Below are 20,708 nucleotides of genomic sequence, written 5' to 3'. Positions count from 1 at the left end.
TAGAAAGGCCGTCTCCCAATTACAAAGCTAATATTTCTAACTGCAGACATTCATCTGTTGAACGTAAAGAAATATAGAGCTGGGAATAAAGAGTCGCTTTATATTGAACATAACTGCGACAAACTCCACCAACACCTAAACTCCTTTTTTACTCCCAAACAAAGACTATGGCTGTACAAAAGAAATATAATCGAAACGCAAAGACCAATGCCCTCGGCCGTGGTCTGGACGCATTGATATCTACAGAGACTGTCAGTACACAAGGCAGCTCCACTATTAACGAGGTTGCCTTAGACCAGATAGAAGCCAACCCAAACCAGCCGCGTCGTGAATTCGACCCTGTTGCGTTGGAAGAATTGGCCAACAGTATTCGTGAGTTAGGACTCGTTCAGCCAATTACACTGCGCCAGATTGACGATAACCGCTTCCAGATTATTGCAGGAGAACGCCGTTGGCGTGCCAGTCAGTTGGCAGGCTTGAAAGCTGTTCCAGCCTATATCCGTACGATTAAGGACGAGAATGTAATGGAGTTGGCGCTGGTTGAGAACATCCAGCGTGAGGACTTGAATGCGATTGAGATTGCTTTGGCTTACGAACATCTGCTTGAAAAGAGCGGAATGACTCAAGAACGTGTAGCAGAGCGTGTGGGTAAAAGCCGTGCTGCTATTGCTAACTACCTTCGTTTGTTGAAGCTTCCTGCATTGGTACAGATGGGTTTGCAAAAGAAAGAAATAGACATGGGACATGCCCGTGCATTGCTTTCCTTAGAAAGTCCTTCACTCCAATTGAAACTCTATCGTGAGATTTTAAAGAACGGATATAGTGTTCGCAAGGTTGAAGAACTGTGTCAGCAACTCAATAACGGAGAAGATATCCAGAGTGCAAAGAAGAAGATTTCTGCTCGAACTCGCCTTCCAGAGGAGTTTAATATCCTCAAGCAGCGACTCTCATCATTCTTCGATACGAAGGTACAGATGAGTTGTAACGCTGATGGAAAGGGTAAGATTAGTATTCCGTTTGCATCAGAAGAGGAATTACTTCACATCATGGAAGTGATGGATAAGATGAAGTAATACTTCCCATACGGAAAGATTAAGGTATTAGTAAGTATAAGATAAGCAAGTATTCTGGTTTAGAAGAACGATTCACAAGCATTAGGAAGCCTCAACAAGTGGCTGACTACAAAGTAAAGAATAAGTAACAAACCTTCAAACCAGTAACTTAAGCAAGACAAAGGGTAGTGATGAAGATGAAGAATAGAATCCTCAAAGGACTGTTGATAGCCGGAATGCTCACCAGTGTTACGGTCATGCAGGCACAAGATCTGCCCCATGACACGTTAAAGGTTATGTATCCAGGCGACTCTGCTGTCGTTGAGATACCGAGTTCGCAGGATAAATATATAGAAGAGAAGGCAATCCTCACACCAGATGATGAGGGTAAACTCACTTCTGTTCTGCGTAAGGATAGTGTCGGCATGGTGAAGAAACAGGGACGAGACTGGTCTAAGTGGCGCCCTAATCCTAAGCGTGCTTTGTGGCTTGCACTCGTCATCCCTGGTGCTGGACAGGTCTACAACCGTAAGTACTGGAAACTACCAATCTTCTACGGAGGCTTTGTAGGCTGTATCTATGCCATGACATGGAATAACCAGATGTACCATGATTATGCGCAGGCTTATATGGACATCATGGATAATGACCCAACAACGCAGAGTTATAATAACTTCCTACACCTTGGAGCTACAATCACCTCTGCCAATGAAGAGCGTTATAAGAACATCTTCAAACAGCGCAAGGATCGCTACCGCAGATGGCGCGACCTAAGTATCTTTACAACTATTGCGGTTTATGCCTTGTCAGTTATTGATGCTTACGTAGACGCTTCCTTATCCGACTTTGACATATCAGATGACCTCTCACTGCATATTGCACCGACAGTCATATCAAATAAGAGTATCGCTACACCTAACAACCCTTTCCGTTCATCGGCAATAGGTATTGGATGTAGTCTGACATTCTAAGCAGCAGCGCACTGTATTTGCGCTAACTAAATCAGAAATAATGAGTAGAAAGAGAGATATTGTTTCCTTCCTTATTACAATGGGAGCAACCTGTGGAATCTATGCACAACAGCAAACTGTCGTTGATAGTCGTGGTAAAGCTGTAGAAGTGATGATTCCTACGGCATCTGAAACGATGGCAGGATATGTTGATGTAGACTATGTAGATGATAAGTTCTATAATAGTGGCATACAAACAGGGTTCGAGAATACACCCTCTACGAATGCAACAGAGCCAGAAAACGGTATGGAAGTCATTGATCGTAAGATGCGCAATCTATCGAATGTGATGACAATGACCTATAATGAGGAAGTTAAGAAATATATCGATCGCTACACAAAGGCAGGACGCCAATCAACTTCTTACCTCTTGGGACGTGCACGTTATTACAACCCTATCTTTGAAGAGGCACTCCGTTTCTATGGCTTACCATTAGAACTAAAGTATCTTCCTGTGATAGAGTCGGGCTTAAACCCTAATGCTACCTCACGTGTGGGAGCAGCAGGACTATGGCAATTCATGGCAACAACCGGTAAACAATATGACCTTCAGATTGACAGTTATATTGATGAACGCCGCGACCCAGAGAAGTCTTCCTACGCTGCAGCACGTATGCTGAGCGACCTTTACAAACGATTTGGCGACTGGACATTGGCACTTGCTGCCTATAACTGTGGACCGGGACGTGTTAGCAGTGCTATCACAAAGGCTGGTGGTGGTGCTGACTTCTGGGCAGTCTATCAGCATTTACCGAAGGAGACACGTGGTTATGTACCTGCTTTCATCGCTGCTAATTATGTAATGAACTACTATGCTGATTACAACATCACACCTTTATCAACAGGTCTACCCAACCGCTGTGATACGATCATTGTAGAGAAAGACGTTACACTTGCCAAGATTGCCAACGTATTAGGTATGAATGTGGACGATTTGAAAGTACTTAACCCACAGTATCGACAAGGCTTAATCAAGGCTTTTGCTAACAATGGTGTTGCTAAGCTACGCCTACCTTCTGAAATGATTGAGAAGTTCAAAGGTTACAAAAATCTAATTTACCAAAACGAAACACCAAACGAAGAACCAAGCATGACTATCGCGGCTACTAATACAAGCCAAGGAACCATGCCATACTAACAAGATTCTTTTACCTTATTATATAAAGGGAGGATGCACAATGGACAAGGACAATATTGAAGTTAAGGAGATTGACTATGAGAAGATGGTAGATGATGCATTTCAGCATCTCATTGATACCTATCTTGCTTCACGTCATCGAAAGAAGGTTGATATCATTACCAAGGCTTTTAACTTCGCACGACAAGCGCATAAGGGTGTGCGCCGACTCTCGGGCGAACCTTATATCATGCACCCTATTGCCGTTGCCCAAATTGCTTGTGAAGAGATGGGACTCGGAGCAACGAGTATCTGTGCAGCCCTCTTACATGATGTCGTAGAAGATACCGACTATACAGTGGAAGATATGGAAAATATCTTCGGTCCTAAGATTGCACAAATCGTTGATGGACTAACCAAGATTTCTGGTGGTATCTTTGGCGAACAGGCTTCTGCTCAAGCAGAGAACTTCAAGAAGCTTCTGCTCACGATGAGCGACGACATTCGTGTTATTCTTATCAAGATATGCGACCGTTTGCATAACATGCGTACTCTTGCTTCTCAGCCTGCCAGCAAGCAATATAAGATTGCAGGTGAAACACTCTACATCTATGCACCGCTTGCAAACCGATTGGGACTAAATAAGATTAAGACTGAGTTAGAAGACCTTAGTTTCCGCTACGAACATCCTGACGCATACGCCTCTATTGAGAAGAAACTTGCTTCAACACAGGCGCAGCGTGACACCCTCTTTGAACAGTTCACAGCACCTATCCGTGCCAAACTTGACAAGATGGGCTTTGAATATGAACTTAAAGCACGTGTAAAGAGTCCTTATTCTATTTGGAATAAGATGCAGAACAAACACGTCACTTTTGAAGAAATATACGATATCCTTGCCGTACGTATCATCTATAAACCGAAGTCACCTGATGAGGAAATCAACAACTGTTTCCAAATTTATGTGGCTATCAGTCAGATTTATAAGAGTCATCCTGATCGTCTGCGCGACTGGGTGAACCATCCTAAGGCTAATGGTTATCAGGCATTGCACGTAACTCTCATGTCTGCTAAGGGCCGTTGGATTGAGGTTCAGATACGTTCTGAGCACATGAACGAATTAGCTGAACAGGGATTTGCAGCACATTGGAAATATAAGGATGGCGGTGAGATTACTGAGGATGAAGGCGAATTGAACGAGTGGCTCAGTACGATAAAAGAGATTCTCGACGACCCACAGCCAGATGCTATGGACTTCCTCGATGCTATCAAACTCAACCTCTTTGCATCTGAAATCTTTGTATTTACACCAAAGGGAGAGATTAAGACGATGCCAGCAGGTTGTACGGCACTCGACTTTGCTTTCCAAATCCATACCTTCCTTGGTAGCCACTGTATCGGTGCAAAGGTCAACCATAAGCTTGTTCCTTTGAGCCATAAACTCAATAGTGGTGACCAAGTAGAAATCCTGACTTCGATGTCGCAACACGTCAATCCTTCATGGATAAACTTTGTATCTACAGCGAAGGCTAAGGCAAAGATACAAGCTATCTTGCGACGTGAGAGCCGTGAGTTGCAGAAGGCAGGTGAAGAGCAGCTATCGAAGTGGCTAAAGGCACACGACCTTGAGATGACAACTGCTACCTTAGATAAGCTTTGCGAACTACACGACCTTCGTAAGCATGACAGTCTTTTCCTTGCCGTTGGAGACAAGACCGTTATCCTTGGCGACACTGATTTGAACGAACTTCGTGGAAAGTCAAAGTCAGAGAAGACTGTTACCTCACGTGGTTGGCGTCGATACGTTCCTTTCTTGAAGTCGAATGACAAGAAGACAACAGAGTCTGTAGAGGCTAAAGATATAGAGTGTACTGAAGGCTTAATTGTTGTAACCAAAGAACTCAACAGAAAGAAGCCTATCTTCATCAACGAAGAAAACATACATCGCTATCTCTTCCCACACTGCTGCCATGCTATTCCAGGTGATGATATCCTTGGATATATTGACAACAAAAACCACATCGAGATTCATAAGCGTGCCTGTCCAGTAGCTGCAAAGCTAAAAGCAAGCTATGGTGGTAGAATCTTGGATGCCAAATGGGATATGCACCGTCGATTGTTCTTCGATGCAACGATTGAGATTCGTGGTATTGACCGTAGTGGTATGCTGCACGACATCTCTGATGTTCTCTCCGACCAGTTGGGTGTTAATATCCGTAAGATAACAATCTCCAGCGATAATGGAATCTTTGACGGAACGATTGAGATGCAAGTCCACGACCGCAAGGATGTACAGTTTATCGTTGAAAATATGAAGAATATTAAGGATGTACAAGAGGTCTTAGAGATTCTTTAGTCCTCTAAAGAACTATCTAACCTCAAGATAAAGCGTCCTTCCAATCTACCGAGTGACAAAGCCCCAACAAGAGTAAAACTATTACACAGCTTACAAGAATAGTTTTATTTTAAGTTGCTGTCATTTTTAACATTTCATGTAACTCTACTGTAAACTAATCAGTTAGGACACAATATTGGATGACAGAAATGACAGCAAAATTTATTTTAAACTCAAATCTAGCATTAGATCCTTAGTATATTCTTTTTAGATATTTATGTTGAAAAACGAAATAGCATTTTATTGAATTATAATCGCTACTAAAGATAGTAGAACTGTTCAACACTTTATATATAAGTGTTAAATATAGTGTTTTTTAGTATTATATTTTTTTAGATAATAATTATTTATAACTTTGTATAATAATTTATTTTAATCAAATCTGTACACCTAAAAATAATATGAGAGGTAAAGTTAAATATGTTAGAAGAAATGTTTGGTATGTCGGAAATCAGGCATACCATTGGAGTTCTGATTTTCATGATGTACGTTGTACTAGAACTTTTGCTATGTTATATAGTGGAGATGGGGTGATTATAGATGAGGATGATATTCGTAACTATTATGAGCGTAGCAGAATTACAGATGGGCTTGTTCAAGAGCTTAGTCAGACTCTTCATAATGTGTGGATTGAATATTATGAAGGTGAAGGTGGAGATTACTATCTTGATGGAGAATTGTCTGATTATATATAGCTCATTCAATACTGATAAATAAGAACTGCAAGACCATTCTATTAAGACTCATCTTAAATGGCTCTATACGCATGAAGATTATAAAGAATTACAAATTCCATTTACAACAAATATATTAGAAGGTTTTAACTCATAGTTTTAAAGAATACTACATAATCATAATGAATCGAATGAAGCCAACAAGAAAAATTATAGATGGATTTATAGATACTAAAAAGTAGGCTGGAATGACCAGCCTACTAAGTGTCAATTACACCACATTTTTTTATACGCACTCAATAAATTACTCAGCTAATGATGACCTCTGTTACATCCATAAAGGAATTGTCACCTATTTTTTTGTTTCGTATAGTTTTTTAGCACATATAATTTATATGGTAAACTGTTTTTGCGTATAATTAGTAATAGTGGCTCATCTTATAGCCTTTTCCATAACAGATTGGACAGACCAGACTTCCATCTCCAACTTTAAATATACCAGATCCCATACAAGTAGCACATGTTTTTTTTCTTGCTTGCTTATGATATGATTGGATATAGCTACCTACTTGCTTATGGGTACTAAACCAAGCATTATCCTTCTGCTTTGAAACTTTCACCTGAGACTTTGAAATTTTAGTTATCTGGCTAAGGTATTTACTCAAATCTAATAATACCTTGTTATCATACATATCAACTAGATACATACCAACAGGTTTTACAAATCTAATAGTTACTTTTTCATCAGTCCATGTTGACGATTTGAATCCATCTTCACTATATCCAGGCTTACAGGTAATAATTATTTTATAAGAACCACCTTGGTCTAATTTTCTTAGTACGTTATTATTTGACGTTCTGAACTTTAAGATCTGCCCTTTTGGAGTATATTTAGTTATATTTTGAATAACAGGGACAGCAAACACACTTATTGTTATATAGTTAGAAGAGAGACTTAACATTGTAAACTCTTGTTTTCTATTCTCAAACTCAAATCCTCCCACTTTGCAGTTAATTTTACCTTCCAACTCGAAATAATACAATTTACTTCGTTCTGCATTTAATTTTAAACGATCATATTTACATTGCTCAGATTTAAGATATTCATTTCTTGCAAACTCAGATTCCTTTGTTCTGCGAGTATATCTAATAACATCATTGTCGCAAAGCCTTGCAAAATGAACAAATGATGAATCTGGATAGTAAGATGCTACATTTATACATATTGCATTTTCTAGGACTTTAGATAAAGTAGTTCGCTCTTGAGCACAGCCTTTAACACAGAAAAAAAGTAGGAACATAATAATTATGTTACTTCTACATTTGTGGTACACGTGTCTGTTTTCATCGCAATAAGTACATAGCCTTACGTTTCTTTGTTTTTTCATATCAATACTTGTTTAATAATTATTTAAGCCAGAGCCCATAAAGCATAAGTTTTTCATAATCCTTATCGTATAGCTTTGGAACTTACATATAGCTTAGATACTACTTACTCATGCCATGCATAAACATTCACAGTACTTATCTATAAACTATATTCTTATAAAAAATTTCGAGCCCTACGACAATTCAATAGACAACGAATGCTATTTCTTTACTCAAGAAAAATTAGATATTTCCCAAACTAATAGTTCAAATCTAGCGCAAAGGTAAATAAAAAATCTATATTTTCATTAATTTTGCAATATTTTTTTAATATTATCGTCTATACCAACGAAAAGATAAAAAGAGATAATAAAAGCCAGGTCGTTATTTTGGGCTGAGTACAATAGAGTCTCATCGACACACCTTTTGTGTATTTTTGAGTATTCTAAGCTATATATTTGAATCAACTATTGCTTCATCTGAGATGTAAAACGATAAAGCTTACTTCTGCAAGAGGATATTCAATATAACAGATACCCTTTCTTAACAAACGTGCGGAGGCTCCGCACATATGGTGCGGATGGTAAACACCAATAGTGCGGAGGCTTAACACCAATCATTTAGGCGGTTTATAACCTTACAAAAATCTACTACTCTGAAAGTATTAGATATCGTTTCTTCTCACACATTGGGCTGCCCCTTATCAATCCATATATCAAAAGGACCTTATCTAATATGATAAAATCTATTTTTATTCATAAAGAAAAGCAAATAAATACCTATTTTTGAGTATTGTAGAATTTGTTAAATCGTCTTATCTTTGCAAGTCATGGACTTCACGAATAGGATAATAGCGTCTATTGTATTTTGCGGACTAAGTATCAATGGAATAGCACAGACACTGACAGGTTGTGTTGTGGGGAAGGATGATCGTAAGCCTATAGCCTACGCATCAGTCACATTGAAGGAAAATCGCTTGTACACTTTTACGGACGAAAAAGGTTGTTTCACGATAAAAAACGTACCGAAAGGAAAGTGTACTGCAGTTATCTCCTGCCTTGGTTACGCAGAACAAACAGTAGTTGTCACCATTAATGCTGATGGTGCCACGCTCAACGTGCACCTTGCCGAAGACAACCTTCAACTCGATGAAGTACAGGTTGTTGCGCATCGAAAGAAAGACGAGATAACAACCTCTTACACCATTGACCGTAAGACATTAGACAATCAACAGATAATGACTTTGGGCGATATTGCCCAACTCCTGCCGGGCGGTAAGAGTGTGAACCCTTCTTTGATGAATGATAGCAAATTGACTTTGCGTAGCGGTTCATCAGAGCGAGGCAACGCGTCGTTTGGTACAGCCATTGAAGTGGATGGTGTTCGTCTGAACAACAATGCTATGATGGGCGAAACAGCTGGTGTGAGTACACGTGGTGTCAGTGCTTCTAACATTGAAAGTGTGGAGGTCGTACCCGGTATTGCCTCTGTAGAATACGGCGACCTCACCAATGGTGTAGTAAAAGTGAAGACCCGTAGAGGTAGTTCGCCTTTCATCTTGGAAGGAAGTATCAACCAACACACTCGCCAAATAGCCCTTCACAAAGGATTAGACTTAGGCAAGAACGCTGGACTTATCAACTTCTCCCTTGAGCATGCACGCTCTTTCTCGGATGCAGCATCGCCTTATACAGCTTATCAACGTAATGTACTGTCACTGCACTATATGAATGTCTTTATGAAGAAGACACAGCCTCTGACCTTGGACATTGGGCTAAATGGTGGCGTGGGAGGCTATGATTCGAAGGCTGATCCAGACCGCAACTTAGACAGTTATTATAAGGTTAAGGATAATAATGTAGGTGGTAATATACGCCTTGACTGGCTGTTGAACAAGTCATGGATAACCAATCTTAATTTTACAGCAGCCTTCACCTACGCAGATAAACGCTCAGAAAGCTACAGCAATGAGAGTAGTAGTTCTACACAACCTTATATTCACACTTTGACAGAAGGATATAACATTGCAGAAGACTACGATAAGAACCCTTCTGCCAACATCATTCTTGGTCCTACAGGCTATTGGTATCTGCGTGGTTTTGGCGACTCCAAACCATTAACCTATAGTTTGAAGCTAAAGGGTAATTGGAATAAATCATTTGGAAAGTTCCGCAACCGCTTACTTATTGGTGCTGAATGGACCAGCAGTAGGAATAAAGGAAAGGGTACACACTACGAAGATATGCGCTATGCACCGACATGGCGTGAATATCGTTTTGACGTCCTACCCGCTTTGAACAACATGGCACTTTATGCCGAGAATAAGCTATCAATGGCTATCAATACCAAACAGAATGTTGAACTGACAACAGGTGTACGTGAAGATATCACCTCTATTCCCGGCTCAGAATATGGAACAGTGGGTAGCCTTTCACCACGTGTGAATATGCGCTATATGCTTCGCTTTGGACAAGATAGTTGGGTGAATAGTCTTAGCGTGCACTCAGGATGGGGAAAGAGTGTGAAACTTCCAAGTTTCCAAGTACTCTACCCTTCTCCATCTTATCGTGATATGTTGGCATTCTCATCTACCAGTGATGCTAATAATCGCTCTTATTACGCCTACTACACCTACCCTTCAAAGGCACGATACAATGCTGACTTGAAATGGCAATATGCCAACCAATGGGATTTAGGTGTGGAACTGAGAACGAAGATTGCAGACGTCAACCTTTCATTCTTCCATAGTAAGACTTTCAATCCTTACATGGCAACAAACACTTACGCACCTTTCACCTATAAGTACACATCACCTGCTAAACTTCAAGCGAGCGGTATTGCGACGGCTAATCGCCTCTTTACGATTGACCCACAGACAGGTATTGTGACGGTAAGTGATGCCAGCGGTGCGAAAGCCCCAGTTGTTCTCGGTTATGACGAACGTAACACCTACGTCACCAACACAAAATATGTGAATGCTGACCCATTGAGTCGCTATGGCTTAGAATGGATTATAGACTTCAAACAGATTAAGACTCTCCGCACACAGGTACGCGTTGACGGTAAGTACTATCATTATAAAGCACAGGACGAAACGCTCTTTGCGGATATTCCAGTAGGTCTGAATACACGTCAGTCAGACGGTAAACTATATCAATATATTGGTTATTACCGTGGTGGTGCAGCCACATCAACCAACTATACGGCTGATGCTTCTGCCTCAAATGGCTCTGTCAGTGGTCAAGTAGATATGAATGTCACACTAACGACACACATACCAAAGATTCGCCTTATCGTAGCTTTGCGTTTGGAAAGTTCGCTCTATACTTACAGCAGAGCTACCAGCAGTAGAGGATATGTTGTGAATAGTGGCAATGAATACTTTGGTGAAGCATACAATGGTAAGACTGAGAATCAAACAGTTATCGTCTATCCAGAGTATTATAGTACGTGGGATACACCAGAGACATTAGTTCCTTTTGCAGAGAAGTTACGTTGGGCAGCAACGAATGACAGAGGGTTATACAACGACTTAGCACAGTTGGTTGTGCGAACAAACTATCCTTACACATTGAATCCGAACAAGTTGAGTGCGTTCTGGTCGGCTAACTTGAGTGTAACAAAGGAAATAGGTAAGCACGTATCTATATCGTTTTATGCCAATAACTTCTTCAACACGCTTGCTCAAGTACACTCATCACAGACGGGACTTGAGACAAGTCTCTTTGGTAGTGGATATGTTCCGAGCTTCTATTATGGACTTTCATTAAGATTAAAGATATAATGAAAAAGATATTTAGTTTACTTGCAGTATGCGTGATGACGATATTAATCTCGTGTGCTGATTATGAGGAGGGCATTAAGGTAGTCAACTTCGATGTGAAGTTGGAATTCCCCAGCACTTATGACGGTTCTTATGAAGGCTTACGCGTAGAGTTACAAGATGCCGTGGCAAGCACCTTCGTTGATAGTACAGACGCTGAGGGAGTAGCGCATTTCAGTGTTCCTTCAGGTTTGTATAAGGTCAGCAGCTCTGCAAGAAAGGAGACCACAGACTATCGCTACTTCTTCAATGGTGTCAAGTCGCAGGTAGTCGTTGCCGTAGACTCTCCTCACGTGGTAACCTTACCATTAGTAATGTCGAAGAAACGTATCGTAAATTAAAAGAGAAATAAAGATAGTATAAATCAAAAACAATGTTTATGAAGAAAATAAGTTTTATAGGGCTTATCGCTTTGACACTGTCGTTCATTCCCCTTAGTGGCTTTGCACAGACAGTACAAGAGCGTATAATAACCTGCCTTGTCTTGACCGAGACGAATGGTACAACGACCGAGTTTGCTTTGGAGTCATTACCTGTTATAACCATAGAGGATAACAACCTTGTTATTACTTGTAAGGATCAGAAACTCACAACAGCACTGACAGGCGTGCAGGACTACCGCTTCATTGAGAAGAAGGTGCCGACAAGCATTAGTAGTGTGCTTTCGAATGACCCAAAGAATGCGTCTAACACACCTCAGTTCTCATTCAGTAATACAGAAGTAAGTGGATTGAAAGCAGGTGCAAGAGTGGCTATTTACAATCTTAATGGTACACAAATCAGCTCTGTAACAGCTGATGGTGAGGGACGAGTTGCCCTTGATTTCTCGTCTTTACCAAAGGGTGTCTACATCCTCCGCACACCTACAAAGAGTTTTAAGTTTATGAATAAGTAAGAATAACATTAGAAATTAAATAGAAAAGATATGAAGAAAATATTACTTCTCCTTGTTGCCATGTTTGCATTCATTGGCAACATCAATGCACAAGTATGGGATATGGTTGTGACACATAATGATGGTACTGTACAAGTCATCAAAGCATCAGATGTAAAGAACGTTACTTTCCAATTGCCTGATCAGAATGCTGACCAAGTCATCATCAAGGAACTGTACACAACAGGTGTACCAATTGAAAACGATCCCAAGAATTTCTTCCAGATGGACAAGGGTTTTATCCTGTACAACAATGGTGGTAAGACAGCAGTAATCAGCAACTTAGCTATTGGTATATTAGACCCCTATAATGCACACTCTGTTGCGAACGCATGGTACGGCACAGGAGCGACAGAACCTTCTTACGTTTCACAGGGCTGGGTTCCAGCAGCTTGTGGTATATGGTACTTCCCTAATTCATTGATTATCGAGCCTTATTCACAGGTTGTTATCTGCTGTATGGGGGCAATAGATAATACTAAGACCTACCCACAGAGTATCAACTATGCCAATAAAGACTACTATACTATGTACGACCCAGAGTCTGGTTTTAAGAATCCAAAATACTATCCAACACCAGCAGACGTTATCCCTACCAGCCAATACCTTAAGGCAGTAGAATATGGACAGGCTAATGCTTGGCCACTTAGTGTAACTTCTCCTGGCTTCTTTATCTTCCAAACAAAGAACACAACACCTGCTGCTTTCGCAAACGATGCAAGTAATATCACATACGCACCAGGCAAAGCTCAGAACAAAATAAATGCTGTATTGAAGGTCCCAACAGACTGGATTATTGACGGTGTCGAGGTTTATGAGAAAATTAATGAGAGCAAGAGTAAAAAGCGTTTCGGCTCTGAGGTAGATGCTGGTTATGTGAAGCAAACTATCAAACTTGGTCATAGCGTATATCGTAATGTAGACGTTGAAGCTACAAAGAAGATTGAAGGCAATACCGGTAAGCTGGTTTATAACTATCAGTATGGCGCAGACCCAAGTCATATCGACGCTGAAGCATCTATGAAGAATGGAGCAAAGATTGTCTACATGGACACAAACAACTCTACTGCTGACTTCCACGAGCGCAGTCAGTTCTCACTTAGAGACAAGTAAAACAGATGATAAAAGAACATAACCTGTAAAATGAGATATAGGTTCATGACACTTATACTGGCAGGGGTAACCCTCTCTGCCAGCCTCAACGCACAGGAGCAGGCTAAAGATAGTCTGCTCCATCGTGATTTTAGCTTCGTTGCCAATAGCGATGCATGGCTGGGAAGTGACAATGCTGCAGCTTTGACACGATTTAAGACAAAGAACATTTCCTTGGCTGAAGTCTATGCACAATATGGCAAGGGAGGCTTTGTCAACTATGACGAGTCGCCACGTACCATGCAGGCAGGTGCTAACGTCTCTTCATTCTATCGCCTAACAGACAAGATTGTCTTGTCGGGAAGTATGCGTTATGACAATTTCTCTGGACGTAATATGACCGGCTCAGCATTCATACAGACCCAACGTCTGCCGTTCGATATTGTCGAAGACTCGCTAAATAATGCTGGCACAAAGCATCGTGACACCTATAATCTTATGGGGGCATTGTCTTGGGAGATATATAAAGGACTTGCCATTGGTACAAAGGTGGACTTCACTGCGGCAAATGTTGCTAAGTATAAGGATTTAAGACATAAGACAAAGCTGATGGATTTAGTCCTCACTACTGGCGTCTATATACCATTACAGCCTTTTAGTCTTGGTTTCAATTATACTTACCGACGGAACACAGAGAGCGTAATCTTTAGTACCTACGCTTCAAATGCACAGGAGTTTACGTCTTATATCAACTATGGTCCGTGGATTGGTAAGACTGAACCCTTCAGTAGTTCGGGCTTTACTGATAGCAATAGGGAGCAACCTATGCTCAATGAATATCATAAATTAGGTTTACAACTTGGCTGGGAAATCCTCCCACACCTCTCATGGTTTAACCACTTGGATATGGCTTATCGAAAGGGTTATTATGGTAGGAAGTCACCCTATACGATTGTTCACACCAATCATCATAGCCATATTTATGACTACCAAACACGCCTAACTTTGAACCTCGATAAGCAAATACATCATCTTGACTTTAGTTTCTCAAGCGAGAACCTTGTCAACGAGATGAATGCTTATCGTTCTAACAAAAATGAACAGGGAGCCTACTTCTATCAGTATCTTGCCCCTGTAAAGAGTGCCAATAAGGCGTGGAATGATGTGCATCTTGGCTATAGAGGTTATTATGGTATCATAAACGAGTTACCTCTCTGGACGGTAGAAGCAGGTGCGAACATTGCACAACGTAAGCAGACAGGCTACAGCTATCCTTACTTCCGCCGTCAGGACATCCGCACGATGGAGACTTACACAAGTCTTACACGTAACCTCCTTTTCCGCAAGGGGGTATTGTCATTAAAGGCGGGCTTTGCCTATAAGAAGGGAAAGGGCGATGCTTTCGAGGATGGAACATTAGCTAAACCATCTGACAAGCAGAACGGTTTCCCTACGATGGACGTACTGATGTATCGTGAGTATAAGTATCTTACAGACCCACAATACTCCCTCCAACTTGGCGTTAAGTACGCCTTTGTATTCCCAGGCACCAAGATGAAGACCTACACAGCCTTCGACTTTACTCATCGCCACACTAATGACGGCAACGCTTACCTTGTAGGTAGGAACTATTCAACGGGCAGGCTGACCATTGGTTGCACCTTCTAACAGTCTTACTGTTGGTCCGCACGAATGGTGCTAAGCGTTCGCACAAGTGGTGTTGAGCCTCCGCACCATACGTGCGGAGTACTTAATAGGGTGCAAGATGCTGTTAAGGCGAAAGCAACTCATCGATAGGAAGACATTATCCTATAAAGAATAAAAATCAGACAGACATAAAAGAATTATAAAAGGAATCTATCACATATTATGTTAATGAACAAAAGAATCATCAATGCGCTTGTGCTCCTGCTCCTCGTGACAGGTGCTATGGCGCAGAATGTCACTACCGACAACAGCTTCCGCATAGGTAAGTTGAAGAACGGTATGACTTATTACATACGCCACAATGCTAAGGAGAAAGGAATTGCCGACTTCTACATTGCACAGCGTGTGGGAAGTATTCTCGAAGAACCTAACCAAAGGGGATTGGCTCACTTCCTTGAGCACATGGCTTTCAATGGAAGTAAGAACTTCAAGAATACCCCATCTTCACCAAGTATCGTTCACTGGTGTGAAGCTCATGGTATCAAGTTCGGTACCAACCTCAATGCTTACACCTCCGTTGACGAAACAGTTTATAATGTCAGTTCCGTACCAGTAAAGCATGAGGCAACTATCGACTCTACCCTACTTATCCTCCATGACTGGAGCCACTATCTGGACCTTGAGGACAAAGAGATTGACAAAGAGCGTGGTGTTATTCATGAGGAGTGGCGTACTCGTCGTGCTGGTATGGCTTCACAGCGCCTGATGGAAGAGGCATTGCCGATTATCTATCGTGGTACGAAGTATGAGGACTGTCTGCCAATCGGTAAGATGGAGATTGTAGACAACTTCCCTTACAAGGCACTTCGTGACTATTACCACAAGTGGTATCGTCCAGACCTGCAAGCAATCATCGTTGTGGGTGATATAGATGTAGACCAGATGGAGAAGAAGATTCAATCTGTCTTCTCTGCTATTCCAATGCCTGAGAATGCTGCTCATCGCGATTACTTCCCTGTGAATGACAACGACAAGATGATTGTAGCATCATTGAAGGATTCAGAACAACCTATCATGCTCGTTACACTTTACATGAAGCGTGAGGCAACACCCGATTCAGAGAAGTCTTCAGTAAAGTATCAGCGAGACGGATATGTTGACGACTTAGTCTCTTATATGATTGGCGAACGCCTTAACGAGATGCAGGACAAGAATCCAAAGCCTTGCTTGAGTGCTTCTGCACGTATGGGTCAGTTCTTGATCAGTCGTACAAAAGATGCTTTTGTCCTCTCTTTTGGTGCTCGTCAGGAAGATGTAAAGGGTTCGTTCGATGCAGCAGTGGGTACGATAGAGCAGATTCGTCAGCACGGTTTTACTCCGTCAAAACTTGCCCGTGCCAAAGCTTTCCGCCAGAAGGTGATTGACCGCCAATACAATGAGCGCAACGACCGTCGCAATTCTTACTATGTGCGTCGTGCAAAGCAGAACTTCCTCGATAATGAACCCATCACCACCGAAGCATACGACAAGCAACTCGACGATCAGTTCTTTAAAGAGGTGACACTCGACGAGGTCAATGCGGCTATGCGTGAGGCTATCACCAACAAGAATCAAGTGCTTGTTGTCTATTCTCCAGACAAAGCTGGCGTAAATGTTCCCTCAGATGCGCAGTTTGAAAAGATGGTTCTTGATGCACAGGCAAAGTCCTATCCTAAGTATGTAGAGAAGAAGTTGGACGATAAACTTATAGAGGCGTTGCCGAAGAAGGGCCGTATCAAGAGTGAGAAAGCAGGTTTGCATGGAACAACAGAAATCACGCTGAGCAATGGTGTGAAGGTATATTTCAAGAAGACCGACTACCAGAAGGATGCTGTGACACTGAACTTCTTTGCAGAAGGTGGTTCTTCCCTCTATCCTGTTAAGGACTTAATCAACACGCAGTTTATCTCAGCTGCTGTAAAGGAAGGTGGTGTTGGCCGTTTCAGCGCAACAGAACTCAACAAGTTCTTGGCAGGCAAGACCGTTCGCATCAATGCTGGTGTAGGTGATGAGACACAGTCTATCAGCGGTAACTCATCTATCAAAGACATCCGTACACTCTTTGAACTTACTTATTTATATTTTACAAACTTACGTCGTGATGACCAAGCTTTCCAGTCAGAGCTCAACCGTATGCGCTCTTTCCTCACCAACCGTGAAGCAAGTCCTAACGTTAGCTACAACGACTCTATCGCTGCCATCGTTTATGGTAATTCGCCACGTGTACAACCACTCAAGGCTGCATCACTTGACAAGGTAAGCTATGACCGTGTTCTCGAGATTTACAAGGAGCGCTTCAGCAATGCCTCTAACTTCAAGATGATTATCATGGGTAATATTGACATCGCTCAGTTTCGCCCTCTCTTGGAGCAGTATATTGCAACTCTGCCATCAACAGGTAAGAAGGAAACCTTTGCGAAGACTTATCCTGACGTACGCAACTGCAACGAGACACACCGCTTTGAAAAGAAGATGAAGACCCCATTGGCACGTGTAACCGTCTTCTACACATGGGACGAACCTTACACAGCGAAGGCTGATTTGGAACTCGATGTCTTCAAGCGTGTATTGTCTATCGCTTATACCGACTCTGTCCGTGAAGAGAAAGGTGGGGTATATGGTGTAAAACTACAGCAGAGTCTGAATGCTACAAGTAATCCTCACGCCCTCTTGAAGATTGCCTTTGATACCGACCCAGACAAATATAACATGGTGATGCCAATCATCACCAAACAGATTGAGCACATTGCCAATAAGGGTCCAGAGGCTGTTAGTTTGCAGAAGGTGAAGGAATACCTTCTAAAGCAGTATGACCAGTCTTCTGTTACCAATGACTACTGGCTCTACGTGATATACAACCAGCTGCGCCACGGAGTTGACTTTGACAAAGACTACAAGACAATCGTGCGTAACATCACAGCTGCTGACATCCAGCGTATTGCCCAAGACCTTATCAAGAGCAACCGCCGCATTGAAGTGACGATGCAGTCTGAAAAGGAAATGTAAGCCGTACTATATTATAGGTTACACAAAGTAACCCTACTTAAAACAGCCATATCGAAGCCAGAATGCTTTGATATGGCTGTTCTTCTTTGCTATTGGTGTTCGAGAGGATTTATCTATGACCTTACTAATATAACGTCTAATCTTTGAAAGATTTTCGATTTCCTCTTTATCTGTGTGGATTTATATTTATCTACTACTTCGTTGTTGGTACAATACCTGCATCAGTATCAGAGTTATGAATACGTTGGTTCACCTCAGAGCCATGCTTTCCAAAATTCAGGTTGAAATGAAAGTCTATGCCAAAAACTTTACATAGATTTTTCGACCATACCATTTGATTATAAGGAGCAAGATGGGAAAGATTTTCTACAGACATTTCATAACGTGAACTGAAGATATTCTGCAACTGGAGTTCTACACCCCATTTTTCTCTATTATACCCAAAAACTATACTATGTGATTTCTCATCTTTGTTAAGTGTCTCCCCCCACAGTCTATGAAAACTTGTTTCAAGATTGGCGCCTACATACCAATTCTTGTACATTCCCATTAAGTTGGCACGCAAACCCCAGTTGGTATGTGTATGCGTATAGGTATTGCCATTGCTGATATAGCGATTGACAAATGGGGTAAATTGGATGGACATATAATCCCTCCAAGGTTGTACTTTTAGGTTTATTTGAGAGTTCAGACGATGGAAGCCTCTTTGATTGGCATAACTCCTAACATAGAAGCCATTCGAATAGGTTGTTTCTTCCATATATGGTTTATCATCATAGCTATAACGAGTAAACCATTCTGCACTAATATATTTTGTTCCTACGCTAATTGATAGTTCATTAGAGAAAAATCTGACCGCCTGTAGATTTGGATTTCCACGGCGTATTTGGTAAATGTCTATGTGTTGTTCAACATCGCTTAATTCGGCAAGTGAGGGTGCGTAGCCTCCCATGTAGGCTTTGTAGCGTATTGACAGATAATTGTTGAAACGGTACCCCAGCTGAATAGTTGGACGAAATATATATTTTACCTGTTTGGCATTTCCTTGGCTAACATAGGTTCTCATAGCACCTACACCTACCATATAATCCAGTTTTCCTAACTTTGAAGCCCATTCTCCAAAACCATAACTCTCACCTGTATTCATCTTTACGCTTGAGGATGTGTTTCCATCATATGCGTTTTTTGTGTACATCTGCTGATGTCGCAGACCGAATGACAACCGCGAATCCTTGATTTTCTGCTCGTAAATAACTTCAGCTATGGTCGAATATTTATTGCCATTGACATGGGAAGATATTTCCTGTACAGAATTGCCCTGAGATTGGCGATATAAACGGTCGTTCTTAGTATTGATATATGTTCCTATCAGGTCAAAGAAAAGATGCTTATCCTTGGTAAACTCATGTTGATAATAAATATCTAAGGATGGATTGTTGCTCTTTGACTTGGTGCGGTCCATGATATCAAATGTGTTGCTATTCTGAATAAGTTTGGAATTTCTATCAAATACCGCATGAGGCGTATTGTTATATAAATCACGAAAAGTAACACTCAATATGTTTCCGCTATTTATGTAATCATATCCTATGGATAGATTGATGTTATCATATCGTGCCTTTGTCTTTTGCCCTATCTCATAGTTGTTGATACTGGGTGTCGTTGCATTGAAAGCCTCCATGTTTTCACGTAACCAGTTTATATCACGTCGATTCCAGTTTATAGACGTCTTAAAGTTTGACTTTCCTACATGATAATTACCCGATAGCTGATAATCTCCTATACCTAAGGGATTGATAGTGTTCATAAACTCTCCGGAGATGCTTCCACCATTCTTCTTTTCTTTTAAGATAATGTCAATTACGGCAGCTACATTTCCGTATCTTAGACCAGGATTATCATGATATTCTATTCTCAATACGTCTGCCGGCAAGAGAGCCTTCACCTCCTGTATCTCTGCCTTTACACCATTAATACGTAACTCTACGGCATCCCCCATTGTGGTAGTCACCTTACTGTCGAGCGTATTTACAGAGATTCGTGAAAGCTGAAGATGCTGCAACAAACTTAAACCATTGCTTGATGTTTTTTGCTGAAGCAGATTAGGGATAATTATTTGACGGTCAGCTTTTTGTATTACGTTGTTGGCGGTCACTGTAACATCATTAAGCTGCTTACTCTCTGGCTCCAACACGATTGTACCCACCGAAAGGTGCTTAGAAATGTTTTGGCATTTAATTTCCTGCGTAGAATACCCAACAAAAGATATCCTTATTCTATAGTTCTCTCCTTCATGCGTATTCAGTTCAAAGCCACCATTCATATCAGTTACCACTCCACTAATCATCTTATTTTCGCTTTCACGAAATAACGAAACAGTTGCAGCTGGTAATGGTTGCTTGTTTTCATCTACGACCGTTCCCGTAGTTTGTGCTGCAAGAATACCATAGCAGCCAGACATGAGCAACGTGAGTATTTTCTTTTTCATAAACATTATATTATTTATTATATGTATTGTCATATTATAATTCTGGAGTCAACATCATGATAT

The 20,708-nt window shown here is 41.2% G+C and carries 13 protein-coding genes and 1 pseudogene; 12 read left to right on the top strand and 2 right to left on the bottom strand.

Translation table 11 applies throughout. The features are described from left to right. The first annotated feature begins 167 nt into the window (after window positions 1-167). The 6 genes and pseudogenes from AXF23_RS12325 to AXF23_RS16365 all read left to right on the top strand — a co-directional run. Window positions 168-1,073: a ParB/RepB/Spo0J family partition protein gene (locus AXF23_RS12325; protein WP_009011440.1), complete on the top strand. Its 906-nt coding sequence runs from the start codon at window positions 168-170 to the stop codon at window positions 1,071-1,073. 170 nt (window positions 1,074-1,243) lie between these two features. Further along, window positions 1,244-2,023: a DUF5683 domain-containing protein gene (locus AXF23_RS12320; protein WP_107625506.1), complete on the top strand. Its 780-nt coding sequence runs from the start codon at window positions 1,244-1,246 to the stop codon at window positions 2,021-2,023. 40 nt (window positions 2,024-2,063) lie between these two features. Beyond that, window positions 2,064-3,200, top strand: coding sequence for a lytic transglycosylase domain-containing protein (locus AXF23_RS12315; RefSeq protein ID WP_107625505.1), 1,137 nt, complete (start codon window positions 2,064-2,066; stop codon window positions 3,198-3,200). 40 nt (window positions 3,201-3,240) lie between these two features. Next, complete coding sequence (locus AXF23_RS12310) at window positions 3,241-5,535, top strand: RelA/SpoT family protein (RefSeq protein ID WP_107625504.1); 2,295 nt, start codon at window positions 3,241-3,243, stop codon at window positions 5,533-5,535. 440 nt (window positions 5,536-5,975) lie between these two features. Next, the gene (locus AXF23_RS12305) at window positions 5,976-6,269 is read left to right on the top strand and encodes a hypothetical protein (protein ID WP_107625503.1); all 294 of its coding nucleotides are present in this window, start codon (window positions 5,976-5,978) and stop codon (window positions 6,267-6,269) included. A 37-nt stretch (window positions 6,270-6,306) separates the two neighbouring features. Continuing rightward, a pseudogene (locus tag AXF23_RS16365) lies at window positions 6,307-6,490 on the top strand (transposase); the annotation flags it as partial. A 177-nt stretch (window positions 6,491-6,667) separates the two neighbouring features. On the opposite strand, the gene AXF23_RS12295 reads toward AXF23_RS16365, so the two are convergent. Further along, window positions 6,668-7,549: a hypothetical protein gene (locus AXF23_RS12295; RefSeq protein ID WP_158267696.1), complete on the bottom strand. Its 882-nt coding sequence runs from the start codon at window positions 7,547-7,549 to the stop codon at window positions 6,668-6,670. Window positions 7,550-8,445: 896 nt separating this feature from the next. Between AXF23_RS12295 and AXF23_RS12290 the strand changes: the two genes are divergently transcribed. The 6 genes from AXF23_RS12290 to AXF23_RS12265 all read left to right on the top strand — a co-directional run bounded on the left by AXF23_RS12290 (window position 8,446) and on the right by AXF23_RS12265 (window position 18,157). Then, window positions 8,446-11,400 carry a TonB-dependent receptor gene (locus tag AXF23_RS12290; protein WP_107625501.1) on the top strand — a complete coding sequence of 985 codons (2,955 nt, stop codon included), beginning with the start codon at window positions 8,446-8,448 and terminating at the stop codon, window positions 11,398-11,400. Then, the gene (locus AXF23_RS12285) at window positions 11,400-11,780 is read left to right on the top strand and encodes a hypothetical protein (protein WP_107625500.1); all 381 of its coding nucleotides are present in this window, start codon (window positions 11,400-11,402) and stop codon (window positions 11,778-11,780) included. Before AXF23_RS12290 ends, AXF23_RS12285 begins: the two co-directional genes overlap by 1 nt. A gap of 38 nt (window positions 11,781-11,818) precedes the next feature. After that, window positions 11,819-12,334 (top strand): T9SS type A sorting domain-containing protein, encoded by a 516-nt coding sequence (locus AXF23_RS12280; RefSeq protein WP_107625499.1) that lies wholly within the window; start codon window positions 11,819-11,821, stop codon window positions 12,332-12,334. Window positions 12,335-12,364: 30 nt separating this feature from the next. Further along, on the top strand, window positions 12,365-13,486 hold the full coding sequence (locus AXF23_RS12275; RefSeq protein ID WP_107625498.1) for a DUF4876 domain-containing protein: 1,122 nt from the start codon (window positions 12,365-12,367) through the stop codon (window positions 13,484-13,486). Window positions 13,487-13,531: 45 nt separating this feature from the next. Next, complete coding sequence (locus tag AXF23_RS12270) at window positions 13,532-15,133, top strand: DUF6850 family outer membrane beta-barrel protein (RefSeq protein WP_233251300.1); 1,602 nt, start codon at window positions 13,532-13,534, stop codon at window positions 15,131-15,133. Window positions 15,134-15,334: 201 nt separating this feature from the next. Further along, window positions 15,335-18,157 carry a M16 family metallopeptidase gene (locus AXF23_RS12265; protein ID WP_107625496.1) on the top strand — a complete coding sequence of 941 codons (2,823 nt, stop codon included), beginning with the start codon at window positions 15,335-15,337 and terminating at the stop codon, window positions 18,155-18,157. A gap of 193 nt (window positions 18,158-18,350) precedes the next feature. Here AXF23_RS12265 and AXF23_RS12260 read toward each other — a convergent pair whose 3' ends face one another. Beyond that, entirely contained in the window at window positions 18,351-20,645 is a 2,295-nt protein-coding gene (locus tag AXF23_RS12260) for a TonB-dependent receptor (protein WP_233251299.1), read from the bottom strand. Window positions 20,646-20,708: the final 63 nt, after the last annotated feature.

Origin of the sequence: Prevotella sp. oral taxon 313 (assembly GCF_003043935.1) — a bacterium.
GTDB lineage: Bacteria > Bacteroidota > Bacteroidia > Bacteroidales > Bacteroidaceae > Prevotella > Prevotella jejuni.
Note: the sequence above shows the minus strand (reverse complement) of the source record. Positions and strands in the feature narration are given on the sequence as shown.